The sequence below is a fragment of the Mucilaginibacter pallidiroseus genome, assembly GCF_007846085.1.
Taxonomy (GTDB): Bacteria; Bacteroidota; Bacteroidia; order Sphingobacteriales; family Sphingobacteriaceae; genus Mucilaginibacter; species Mucilaginibacter pallidiroseus.
In genome coordinates, this window is sequence record NZ_VOEJ01000001.1 from 615,480 (window position 1) to 627,945 (window position 12,466).

Below are 12,466 nucleotides of genomic sequence, written 5' to 3' on the forward strand. Positions count from 1 at the left end.
GTTTTTCACGTTTTTTAGCTCCTGTATTAGTACAATATTATAACCTGCTATACGTTTGTTTTTGCAACCTGGGCAGGCAGCCCGGCCACATATCACAATGGCAAACACCCGCACCTTAATCTGGTATTTTTACAGACCTATCTTCTTGTGGAACAACACTTTTAGCTTAGTATTTGCAGTTTTGTTTATATTACACGGCTACAATACACTTCCGTTTGGGCTCTTTTTTAAATTTTTAGGATACGCCTCAACTATTTTCTTGCAAAGCGCAACTACTAAAAACGTTTACATGTATTACCGCAATGCAGGCCATAGCACCAGGCGCATGTATGCTTACGTTTTCGGGATAGACTTTTTAATATACATCGTTTTACTTTTCGTATCAATGCTTATCAGGAATGAATTACTTAAAGGTTGATAGCGTTGAACTTGCTTACGACGGCAGAAATATCCTCCAAAGTATTTTTATTGACTGTAAACAAGGCGAAATTGTAGGCCTGTTGGGTCGTAATGGTTGTGGTAAATCATCTTTGCTTAAAATCATATTTGGAACGCTAAAACCCGATCATAAATACATTAGCATAAATGATAATTATATTGATACAGGCTATCATAACAGCCGTATCGCCTATCTCCCCCAACATAATTACTTGCCCGGCGGCATTGCGATTGAAAAGCTTGCCAGGCAAATAGTGGACGCAGATTACTGGGACGAGTTTACAACGCTTCTCGTTTACCAAAACTACCATAAACAAACTATAAGCAGCTTATCGGGCGGCGAACTAAGGCAGCTTGAGATTATGATAATTTTATACAGCAAAGCTGACTTTATTTTGCTCGACGAGCCCTTTACCCATGTGTCGCCCATACAAGCAGAGCGTCTTAAGTCTGCTTTGCGAGATTGTGCTACACGCAAGGGTATTATTATAACCGACCACCAGTATCGCAATATTTTGGAGGTAAGCAATAGGCTTGTATTATTAACCAACGGCTGCACAAAACATATTGTGCATACTGATGAATTGATAACATACGGTTATATTAGCGGCCACTAATACCATTGCCATGACACTCACCATTTATCAGGTTGATGCCTTTACCGATAAACTATTTGGCGGTAACCCCGCCGCCATTTGCCCTTTAACAAACTGGTTGCCCGATGATTTGATGCAGCAGATAGCAGTAGAAAATAACCTGGCCGAAACTGCTTTTTTTGTAAAGAACGATACAGGGTACTTGCTGCGCTGGTTTACACCAGAGTTTGAAATTGATTTATGCGGGCACGCAACGCTTGCATCAGCTCACATACTTTTTACCGAATTAGGGTACAATTCTGATACTATTTATTTTGATACGGTAAAGGCAGGAACATTGATTGTAAAACGTGACGGCGACAGATATTCGATGGATTTCCCATCGAGGCCGCCATTTGCTGCAGACCTGCCCGAGGGCTTGGTAGAAGCGCTTGGTACCGATAAGCCTAAGGATGTGTTGCGATCACGCGATTACATGCTGGTATATGATAACGAGGAAGTAATTAGCAATATGAAACCCGATCATGCTGCATTGGCTAAGATAGATACGCTTGGTCTTATTGTTACGGCACCGGGAAAAGATGTTGATTTTGTATCGCGCTTTTTTGCACCGGCTGCCGGCATCCCCGAGGACCCGGTTACCGGTTCGGCACATTGCAATCTGATACCTTACTGGGCCGATAAATTAAACAAAACCACATTACACGCCTACCAGCTATCTGCCCGTAAAGGCGAATTATGGTGCGAATTAAAAGGCGACCGTGTATTAATGGCGGGCAAAGCGGTTACGTATCTAAAGGGCGAGATATTCATATAGTCCGTCTTTACTATTAGTAATAGGCCTGTGTATACAGTTTGGGTTTCGCTTTAAAATAGTTATCTTATACTCTCAAATTTATTTGTACGCATAAGGATAGATGCAGCTTACTCAGTTAGAAATCAAGGGCTTTAAGAGTTTTGGCGATAAAATAACCATCAATTTTAATGAGGGTGTTACCGCTATTGCCGGCCCTAATGGCTGTGGTAAAAGCAATGTAGTTGATGCTATACGTTGGGTATTGGGCGAGCAAAGTACGCGCATGCTGAGGTCCGAAAAGATGGATAACGTTATTTTTAACGGAACCAAGGGCCGCAAGGCTGCTAACCTGGCCGAGGTATCGCTCACTTTCGATAATACAAAGAACATCCTCCCTACCGATTTTTCGCAGGTTACGCTTACTCGTCGCCTTTACCGTAGTGGCGAAAGTGAATACCGGCTTAACGATGTGCAGTGCCGTCTTAAGGATATCACCGACCTTTTTATGGATACCGGTGTCGGGGCCGACTCCTACTCTATCATCGAGCTGCGGATGATTGATGAGATCATAAACAATAAAGAAGGATCGCGCCGTAATTTGTTTGAAGAGGCGTCTGGCATATCAAAATATAAGCTTCGCAAAAAGCAAACGTTCAGCAAGCTCAAAGATACTGAAGCTGATTTGGAGCGTGTGAACGACCTATTGTTTGAGATCGAGAAAAATTTAAAGACCCTCGAAAACCAGGCTAAAAAAACGGAGCGTTATTACCGGCTCAGGGATCAGTATAAGGAAATGAGTATTTCCCTGGCATCATTCCGTATTGCTAACTTTAGTAAGGCGCTTGCCATAATTGAAGAAAAAGAGCAGGCCCATCGTGCCGACAAAACAGGTATTGTAAGCCAGATAGACACGCTTGAAGCCGGTTTGCAACAATCAAAACTGGAAAGCCTTACCCGTGAGAAAAACCTTGCCGCGCAGCAAAAGGCCAGTAACGAATATACTGCAAGGATTCGCGCCTATGAGAGCGAAAAGCGCATCAAGAATGAGCAGTTAAAACACCAGCAGGACAAGGAGGCCCGTTTAAAGGATGAACTCGAGAAAGACGGTAACCAGCTGAAGCACGTACAATACAACATCAAACGCCTGAACGAGGAAAAATTGCAGGAGGAAGAAAACCTTCAAAGTATTACAGCACGCGTTGCAGAACTTAAAGAGATTGTTGATGAACTAAGGCAAGAACAAACAGCAGCGCGTAACGAATTGAATGAGCTGAATAATGTAAACAATCGTTTGCAAAACCAGGCGTATAAAGCCGAAAAGGATATAGATATCCTTAACATTCAACAACAAGCGCTTGAGCAGGAAAGCCAGCGTAATATGGAAGATACCACCAACAAAGAGGCCGAGCTTTCGCACTTTAATGTTGTGGTGGCTGATTTGCAAAGCCGTACAGATACAATTAAGCAAGAATACGAACAGGCGGTAGATTTTGAAAACAAACTGCAACATCAAATCGCCGAGACAGAAGCAGAACTTAAAACAGTTACAAGTGATATAGCTGCTGACAGCCGCAAACTGGATGCGCGGCAAAACGAATATAACTTAACGAAAAGTTTGGTAGACAACCTGGAGGGCTTCCCCGAGTCGATACGTTTCCTGAAAAAAAATACCAATTGGGCAAAAACCGTTACCCTCTTCAGCGACATTTTATTTTGCCGCGAAGAATACCGGGTGGCTATTGAGAACTATCTGGAGCCTTTAATGAACCATTATGTGGTCAACAATTATGAGGAGGCAATAGCTGCAATCAACCTGCTTAGTAATTCATCCAAAGGCAGGGCGCAGTTTTTTATTTTGGATAGCTTTTTAAATGAAGCGCCATCGCCGCCCGTTAATTTTGAGAACATTCCGGGCTCCAACCCTGTTCCCGCCTTATCAGTTGTTGAGGTTGAAGAAAGATATAAGCCGCTATGCAATAATTTGTTGCAGAAGGTTTACCTGGTCAACGACCAAAGCGAAAGCGATATTAATTCCGCCGCTTTGCCTGCTGATATTATATTAATTGGCAAAGGCGGAAAGTTCAACAAATCGGTTCATACAATGGCCGGTGGTTCAGTCGGTTTATTTGAGGGTAAACGTATTGGGCGCGCAAAAAACCTCGACAACTTACTTAAGGAAATTAAACAGGCCGAAACGCACATTTCATCACTAAAGCAACGTGCCGATGAGCTGCAGAGCAAACTGGCGGCGCTAAAAGCATCTGGCCGGGCCGACGACATAAGGCAAAAACAGAACGCGCTCAACCAAATCAACACAGAGTTGGTCACCGTTAAAACCAGGCAGGAACAATACCAGGCCTTTATTGAAAACAGCCTTAACCGTAAGCAGGATATAGCCAATAAAATAGCAGATATACAAACCCAAATACAACAACTAGGGCCGCTTGTTGAAGAGCTTAAAACCCAAAAGCAAATACAAACCGACCTGATGCTTGATAAGCAGCAAGCGTTTAATGAGCTTAATGAAATGGTTTCGGTGCAATCCAACACCTATAACCAGGAAAATATTCGTTTCCATCAGCAACAAAACAAAGTATCAGGTCTATTGAAAGATCTTGATTACCGCGAAACGCAGCTGGAGCATTTGCAGGTACGTGTAACGCAAAACAGTGCAGAACTTGAAAAAGTAAAGGCACTTATACTCGAAAACTTACAGCAAACCGGTGATAGTGACGAAAGCCTGCTGGAAATGTATGAGCAAAAAGAGGCACTTGAAAAGGGCACTGCTGATGCTGAGCAAGAATACTACGCATGGCGTGCCAAGATTACGGAAACTGAAAACGAGGTGTCAAAGTTAAGGCAGCAAAAAGACCGCGCTGAAGTATTTGAGAATGAGCTGAAAGACGAGCGTAACAATTTAAAACTTGAACTTAACGCGCTTAAAGAGCGTCTGTCTATTGAGTTTAATGTGGACATAAACGACCTTTTAGAAACTGATATAAACGAAGCGGATAACGAAGAAGATGTGCGCCAGCGCACCGAAAAGCTTAAAAAACAGCTCGAAGAATTTGGAGCTATAAATCCAATGGCGGTTGAAGCTTATAACGAGATGAATGAGCGGCACGGATTTATAAAAGAGCAAAAGAAAGATCTTGCCGAGGCCAAAGCATCCTTGCTGGCCACTATTCAGGAGATCGATGATACCGCAAAAGATAAATTCATGAACGCATTTATCATGGTTCGTGAAAATTTTATCAAAGTATTCAGATCGTTATTTAACGAAGAAGATTCCTGCGATTTGATACTGACAGAACCCGACCGTCCGTTGGAATCGGATATTGATATTATAGCCAGGCCGAAAGGAAAACGCCCGTTATCTATCAACCAGCTTTCGGGAGGCGAGAAAACGCTTACCGCAACTGCCATACTGTTTTCGCTGTACCTGCTAAAGCCTGCCCCTTTCTGCATCTTTGATGAGGTTGATGCTCCGCTGGATGATACTAATATTGATAAGTTCAATAACATCATTCGCAAATTTTCAAAGGAATCGCAATTCATCATCATCTCTCACAACAAGCGCACAATAGCCTGTACAGATATTGTTTATGGCGTAACCATGGTTGAGCAAGGTGTCTCTCGTGTGGTGCCGGTGGATTTACGGCAGTTTGCCGATTAATAAAAAAGTGCCTCATTTGCATGAAGCGCTTTCTGGCGCATAAATATTTGATGACTTTATTTCTTCTTCAGATTATCAAATATCATCCCGTTGAAACGTTTTCCGTCGAGCTGAATGGCTGCTGCCCTTTGCTCGTCGATAGAGAAAGTTCCCGGCGCATTTGATAAGCTTTGGATTTGCTGGCCGCCGGTAGTACTGTAAGAGCCGGTGTTTACGAAGTTTAAGGCATGTGCAAGTAGACGTTCTGTAGGATCACCAAAATCCTTACTAACATCGTCGCCATCGCGCACGCCGGCATAATTAGTTGGCACATTAGCGCTGGTTGGTGTCATGCCCGAATAGTACCCGCCCTCACCTTTTTTGTTTTTTGTTTCAAATTGCGCTATGTACATCTTGTATTTATTGATGTCGATATCAAAAAAGCCTACAGGTTTGCCATATGTAGTGGTGCCTATGAGTTTAACATTATCCATTACACCTCTTAAATTGTTGATGGTTAACTCGCTTGCAGACGCGGTTGATCCTGTGACAATAAAAAACACGTTACCGAGACTAAAAGTATATGGTACGTTTGTTTTGCTGAAATTGGTAGCGTTGCCCTCAACAGAGTAATCCAGCTGGCCAAGGCTGTAAGTGGTGCCGTTATTTTTACGTACCTGGTTTTTAAGTAAAACAGCTTTCCCGCTTGCCAGTGTGCTGTTAAAATAAGTATTGTACATTAATTGACCGCTTGCAGATGCAGGTGCAATCAAGTTAGTTAAATACTCGGCAGTGCTTACGTAACCACCGGAGTTATAACGCAAGTCAACAACAAGATCAGTTATACCTGCTGCGGAAAAAGTAGCGAAAGCCTCATTAAGTTTTGGCTTTGCGTTATCCGGCTCGGTAAAGCTGTTGAACACGATGTAGCCAACCTTATGGCCATTGGCTGTGTTTATTACAGACGTTTTTAGCACCGGGTTAGTTGCATAGCTTGCCACGTTCATGTTTACATCGAAAGATGTACCGTCAGGGCGTTTAACCGTCATTGTGATGTTGCTTGAGTTTGCATAAGCATTAATCACGAAGTTAACCGTGGTCGGGTTAGATGAATCGCCATCGTAATTCAAACTCGTGCGATCATTTATTTTTGTGATCTGATAGCCACGTTTCAAACCAGCCTGGTCTGCCGGCGAACCCGGATACACATAGCGTACACGTAAATCCGTAGTGGTAATCCATATTGGCGCAAAGCCAAAATCGCCCTTAACGGCACTTAAATTGGCAGCTACTTCTCCTTCATCTATGAAAGAGTATTTCGCGTGTCCAACATCATTCGGACTGTACTCATATGGCCTTTTAGTATCGGGATTTATTTGCAACTGAGATATCGCGTCAATCTCGGCCTGCAACGCATCTAAATCGTTACTGCCGGTATAGCTACGCGGCTTAAAGGTTGCATAGTCAGGTATGGCGGTATTCCAGTAATATGTTTCCTTGGCATACAGGTAAACCGAATCGCGCATCAAATCAAGCGTTGAACCTGTTTTTGAAGGGCCGGTTGTGGTGTTGTCCTCGTCAGGTGTAGGGGTTTTGCTCTTTTTACAGGCCACTGCGCCCAACAACATAACAAACGATAAAAAGTAAAGTGATTTTCTCATACACAAATCATTAATACATAATCCGAAACGTTACGGCAAGTGCAATATTATCAGTTATTTAAATTAAAGTATATCATCTGCAGCAATAAAATCAACACCTGTATTTTGCGCAAACAATTCATCGGTATCGCTAATGCCCGTTATCACAATTTCGCGCCGTTGTAAACCATGTTGTTCTAAAATCATTTCCAACGCATTAGTTGCTGGTTTAGGTGCAATCTCATGAGCAAAATAGCAGGTCAGGTATGGTTCAAGGCCATTCCACTCTATCTGCTTTATCTTATTTAATTGCTGCTGCGGGTTACCATTTGTAATGATAAATATCTTTTTTCTATCCATCACTATCTCCTGCAACAAGGTAAGCATGTTTTGATAAAGTAATAGTTTTAGCGGCAGCTTTGCGCTCAGCATCAGTGTATCTAAAGGTAATCTATATTTTTCGTCAACACCAAGCTCTTCCTTTATTGTATCGAATACTGTGGCAGCCCCTCTATTATTATACGCAGAAATCATCCTGTCGGTTGTGCGTTTAGCATCGGAAAGATCAGTATATTCTAAAAGGCTCGAAAAAAGGTAGTAAACCTGGTACAGGTAATCTTTCTCGGGATACAGCACATTATCAAGCTCAAATATAAAAGCCTTTTTGCCCGGGTCAATATCTTTATAGGTTAGCGCTGCCATCAACTATTTCAATATTATATTCGCTAAATAATTGCTGAGATTTAAGCAATGTACCTGCTTCTGCAGGCAGCATGGCGTACAATCGCTCTATTTCGTTATCAAGAGACAAGGTAAGCATCTGGTGAGCATAAGTGTCTGATGCCGGATCCGGAAGCTTAATTATATTATTTCGCATAAATGCGGGTAGGTCGGCAAAATCACCTAATAGTATTTCAGCGTTGCCAAGGCTGTTTTTTAATTTATGTGCCGCTGCAGATGTCGCAGCTGTTATTAATACTTTCACGTTATAGGTTTTCAACTATTAAACCGTCTTTCATTAAAATAGTGCGATTAGCCATTGCGGCAAGATCTTCGTTGTGGGTAACAATTACAAATGTTTGGTTAAAGTCGTCACGTAGTTTTACAAATAACTCGTGAAGCTCCAGTGCGTTCTTCGAGTCAAGGTTACCGGAAGGTTCATCAGCAAAGATAAGGGCGGGCTTATTAATGAGCGCACGAGCAACGGCTACGCGCTGCTGCTCCCCGCCCGATAACTGAGCAGGTTTATGTTCCATCCTATCGCCCAAACCAAGCATAGCAAGCAGTTCTTTCGCACGCTTTTCGGCTTCTTCACGAGGTGTGCCTGCAATAAAGGCCGGCATGCATACATTCTCGAGCGCGTTGAACTCAATCAGCAGGTGATGGAACTGAAAAATGAACCCTATTTTTTGGTTACGAAACTCACTTAGGTGACGGTTATTTAACTTGCTAACTTCCACCCCGTCTATAAATATCTGTCCCTGGTCGGGCTTGTCAAGCGTGCCTATAATGTTAAGCAATGAGCTTTTACCCGCGCCGGATGCGCCAACTATGGTAACAATTTCGCCACGCGATACTTCAAGATCGACACCTTTTAATATATGCAGTTGCCCGTACGATTTAAAGATAGACTGTGCTTTAAGCATGGGCGAATTTAGTGATTAGTTGATAAGTTAATTTGCCAACACGTGAATACTTTTAAAAAACTGTTGCTTACCTCAGCTTCAACAGAAACCGCTTAAATGCCGAGCTTGTTTTTATGGAGTTGACAATGCCATAATATTAAGCCTGTAATTCGGTAAAATATTTACAAAACTCCCTTTGTCGGACTATAATCTGTCAAACAAAATTGTAGCTTTACCGCAAATACTTCGACAATATGAATATTCATGAATATCAGGGCAAGGCTATATTAAAAAGCTTTGGCGTAAGAGTACAGGAAGGCATAGTTGCAGATACGCCCGAAGAGGCTGTTGCGGCTGCGCAGAAAATGAAAGAAGACTTTGGGTCTGACTGGGTAGTTGTTAAAGCGCAGATACACGCAGGTGGCCGTGGTAAAGGCGGTGGCGTAAAGCTTGCCAAAAACCACGATCAGGTTAAAGAACTTGCAAGCCAAATCATAGGTATGCAATTGGTTACCCCACAAACCGGCCCGGAAGGTAAACTTGTTAAAAAGGTACTTATTGCGCAGGATGTTTATTACCCTGGCGAAAGCGATGTAAAAGAGTTTTACATGAGCGTTTTGCTTGACCGTGCCAAAGGCCGCAATATTATCATGTACAGTACCGAAGGCGGTATGGATATTGAAGAAGTTGCACACTCAACTCCTGAAAAAATATTTAAAGAAGAAATTGATCCTAAAGTGGGTTTACAGGGTTTCCAGGCGCGCAAAATTGCCTTTAACCTTGGCGTAAGCGGCGAAGCTTTTAAAGACATGGTAAAATTTATTACCGCTTTATACAAAGCTTACGATGCTACCGACTCATCTCAGTTTGAAATTAACCCGGTTTTAAAAACATCTGACAATAAAATTTTAGCGGTAGATGCTAAAGTAAACCTTGATGATAACGCTTTATACCGTCACCCTGATTATGCTGCAATGCGTGATACTGACGAGGAAGACCCTACTGAGGTTGAAGCAAGCAAATCAAACCTTAACTACGTAAAGCTTGACGGTAACGTTGGCTGTATGGTAAACGGTGCAGGTTTGGCTATGGCCACTATGGACATTATTAAACTTGCCGGTGGCGAGCCTGCTAACTTCCTTGACGTTGGCGGTACCGCAAACGCGCAAACTGTTAAGGCTGGTTTTAACATCATCTTATCTGATCCGAATGTGAAAGCTATCCTGATCAACATATTTGGTGGTATAGTACGTTGCGACCGTGTTGCACAAGGTGTAATTGATGCTTACCATGAAATTGGTAACATCCCCGTGCCTATCATTGTACGTTTACAAGGTACAAATGCTAAAGAAGCGAAAGAGCTTATCGATAACTCCGGCCTTAAAGTTTACTCAGCAATTTTATTGAAAGAAGCTGCCGAGCGTGTTGAAGAAGTTTTAGCATAAGATAAATTAACGTCTTAATAACAAGGGGGTCCCAAAAGGGCTCCCTTTTTTATTGTAATTTTACATAGACATTCACTCAAACCAGCCGTTACAGCAGTTTGTCTACTAATTGTAAAATCCGGTTACAATAATACATGTTTAAACATATATTATTATCTTTGTTTATTAAGTATCAGAAACAACATTAAACTAAATAATCATGGCAACAACTAAATGGGTTTTGGACCCAATGCACTCAGAGGTTCAATTTAAGGTTAAACACTTAGTAATTTCAACCGTAACAGGTTCATTTAAAACGTTTGAAGGTTCATTAGAAACTGAGAACGATGATTTTACCGATGCGAAGGTTGACTTTTCATTAGATGTTAACAGTATAGATACCAACCAGGAACAACGTGACGGACATCTAAAGTCGGCAGAGTTTTTTGATGCTGAAAATTTCCCAAAAATCAGCTTTAAATCAACTTCGTTTACCAAAGATGGCGACGACTACAAGTTAAACGGTGACCTTACCATTAAAGATGTTACTAAACCTGTTAGCCTTGATGTTGAGCATGGCGGTGTAGCAGGCGACTTTTATGGTAACACCAAAGCAGGTTTTGAAGTTACCGGTAAAGTTAACCGTAAAGACTTTGGCCTGGTATGGGATGGGGTAACTGAAGCCGGCTCTGTAGTGTTAGGCTCAGATATCAAACTGATCATCAACGTGCAGTTTGCTAAACAAGCGTAATTTAGAGGATAGAGGTTGGTTGATTAAAGATTAGTCGCCACTCATCATTATAATCAAAGCCATTCGTTATTGCGGGTGGTTTTGCTGTTTTTAGCCGATTGATAAGTATATTTGGTTATAACAACCTATGAAAGCAGCATTCGCTTTACTAATCACGATCGCATTTTTTGCTTCCTGTAATAAATATTCGAAACATAAGGTATTAAAGCCAATATCCCAGAGTAGTTCATATGACCCTATATCAGGAAGTGATTCCGATTCGGTTGATATATCTTTAGAAACGACATCACGTTTTACAGTTACTAAGGGCTACTTAAGAAATATTTTAAAGTACTATCCTGAATGTATTTTAACGATTTTGTGCAGCCACCGAATGTTACTTATGCGTTACGTGGTAAAGGTGCAATGGAAAAACAACCTAATGACAGCACCGCTGTTTATTTTGATTGCGAACTTTGCCAGGACGATTACTACCTTTTATACGCTTTCTTTTTAAGATTGAAATATGGCTGTGGCGAATATAATAACGAGCGTCAACACCTGATAGCGATCTATCGTGACATTAATTCAATAATGCAACAACTGGCGCAGGGGGGTACATTCTTCGGCCATCAATATGCAAGAGCCGTTGGCTATGCAGAATATTCAACGTACTTGCTTTCGGAGGATAATCTGATGGACACTATCATAAAGAATACGATATACTTAACCAAAAGAGGCTTTATGTCAATTCGCTTAAGCAATATATAACCGACGAATTAAACGCCAATTTTGACATTGCTGCAGACGAAAAACCAGTTCTTAAAAAAGAGCTATTTGAAACAGTAAGCCACATAGACGGTTTAATAACAAACTACTTTTATTTAAGTATGACACAAGAGTTTCAATATTCACACTATTGAAAAGAAATAATATTATTATGCTCATTAAAATTTACCCTGAAAATCCTAATCCTAAAGCTATCGAGCAGGCGGTCGAAGTGTTGCGAAAGGGCGGCATCATCATATACCCTACTGATACGGTTTACGGGCTTGGGTGTGATATTACCAACCAAAAAGCAATAGAGCGCATTTGCAAGATCAGAAACATTAAGCCTGAGAAGGCTAACTTTTCTTTTATTTGTTATGATCTCAGCCATATATCTGACTATATAAAGCCTATTGATAACTCGACATTTCGCGTGCTTAAAAAAGCATTACCGGGGCCGTTTACATTTATATTCAATGCGAGCCACGCGGTGCCAAAACTATTAAGTTCTAATAAAAAAACGGTCGGTATCCGCGTGCCCGATAATAGTATAGCACGTGAAATTGTGAAGGTTTTAGGCAACCCTATCCTGTCAACGTCTATACACGATGATGACGACATCATTGAATACTCAACCGACCCTGAACTCATCCACGAGAAATATGAAGAGCTGGTTGATTTAGTGATAGATGGTGGTTACGGCGATAACATCCCATCAACAGTTGTTGACTGTACCAACGGCGACTTTGAGATTATCCGTGAAGGTAAAGGTGTGCTTGAAGAATATTTATAAA

The 12,466-nt window shown here is 41.6% G+C and carries 12 protein-coding genes; 8 read left to right on the forward strand and 4 right to left on the reverse strand.

The features are described from left to right. Positions 1-97 precede the first annotated feature (97 nt). From FPZ43_RS02710 to smc, 4 genes are all read left to right on the forward strand, one after another. Positions 98-418 carry a hypothetical protein gene (locus FPZ43_RS02710; protein ID WP_146380302.1) on the forward strand — a complete coding sequence of 107 codons (321 nt, stop codon included), beginning with the start codon at positions 98-100 and terminating at the stop codon, positions 416-418. Beyond that, entirely contained in the window at positions 399-1,055 is a 657-nt protein-coding gene (locus FPZ43_RS02715) for an ATP-binding cassette domain-containing protein (RefSeq protein WP_146380303.1), read from the forward strand. Before FPZ43_RS02710 ends, FPZ43_RS02715 begins: the two co-directional genes overlap by 20 nt. Positions 1,056-1,065: 10 nt before the next feature. Beyond that, complete coding sequence (locus tag FPZ43_RS02720; protein WP_146380304.1) at positions 1,066-1,851, forward strand: PhzF family phenazine biosynthesis protein; 786 nt, start codon at positions 1,066-1,068, stop codon at positions 1,849-1,851. Positions 1,852-1,951: 100 nt separating this feature from the next. Next, entirely contained in the window at positions 1,952-5,506 is a 3,555-nt protein-coding gene (smc, locus tag FPZ43_RS02725; protein ID WP_146380305.1) for a chromosome segregation protein SMC, read from the forward strand. Between the two features lie 56 nt (positions 5,507-5,562). Here smc and FPZ43_RS02730 read toward each other — a convergent pair whose 3' ends face one another. The 4 genes from FPZ43_RS02730 to FPZ43_RS02745 form a co-directional block, all read right to left on the reverse strand. Continuing rightward, the gene (locus FPZ43_RS02730; protein WP_146380306.1) at positions 5,563-7,146 is read right to left on the reverse strand and encodes a S41 family peptidase; all 1,584 of its coding nucleotides are present in this window, start codon (positions 7,144-7,146) and stop codon (positions 5,563-5,565) included. Positions 7,147-7,209: 63 nt separating this feature from the next. Beyond that, a complete protein-coding gene (locus FPZ43_RS02735) occupies positions 7,210-7,827 on the reverse strand; it encodes an HAD family hydrolase (RefSeq protein WP_146380307.1) in 618 nt (205 codons plus the stop codon). Next, on the reverse strand, positions 7,808-8,110 hold the full coding sequence (locus FPZ43_RS02740; protein ID WP_146380308.1) for a hypothetical protein: 303 nt from the start codon (positions 8,108-8,110) through the stop codon (positions 7,808-7,810). The genes FPZ43_RS02735 and FPZ43_RS02740 overlap by 20 nt, the downstream gene beginning before the upstream one ends. A 1-nt stretch (position 8,111) precedes the next feature. Further along, entirely contained in the window at positions 8,112-8,771 is a 660-nt protein-coding gene (locus FPZ43_RS02745; protein WP_146380309.1) for an ABC transporter ATP-binding protein, read from the reverse strand. A gap of 233 nt (positions 8,772-9,004) precedes the next feature. Here FPZ43_RS02745 and sucC point away from each other — a divergent pair, with 233 nt between their 5' ends. From sucC to FPZ43_RS02765, 4 genes are all read left to right on the forward strand, one after another. Beyond that, positions 9,005-10,195, forward strand: coding sequence for an ADP-forming succinate--CoA ligase subunit beta (gene sucC, locus FPZ43_RS02750; RefSeq protein ID WP_146380310.1), 1,191 nt, complete (start codon positions 9,005-9,007; stop codon positions 10,193-10,195). A gap of 199 nt (positions 10,196-10,394) precedes the next feature. Further along, entirely contained in the window at positions 10,395-10,925 is a 531-nt protein-coding gene (locus tag FPZ43_RS02755; RefSeq protein WP_146380311.1) for a YceI family protein, read from the forward strand. A gap of 342 nt (positions 10,926-11,267) precedes the next feature. Beyond that, entirely contained in the window at positions 11,268-11,675 is a 408-nt protein-coding gene (locus tag FPZ43_RS02760) for a hypothetical protein (protein WP_146380312.1), read from the forward strand. 169 nt (positions 11,676-11,844) lie between these two features. Next, positions 11,845-12,465 carry an L-threonylcarbamoyladenylate synthase gene (locus tag FPZ43_RS02765; protein ID WP_146380313.1) on the forward strand — a complete coding sequence of 207 codons (621 nt, stop codon included), beginning with the start codon at positions 11,845-11,847 and terminating at the stop codon, positions 12,463-12,465. Position 12,466: the final 1 nt, after the last annotated feature.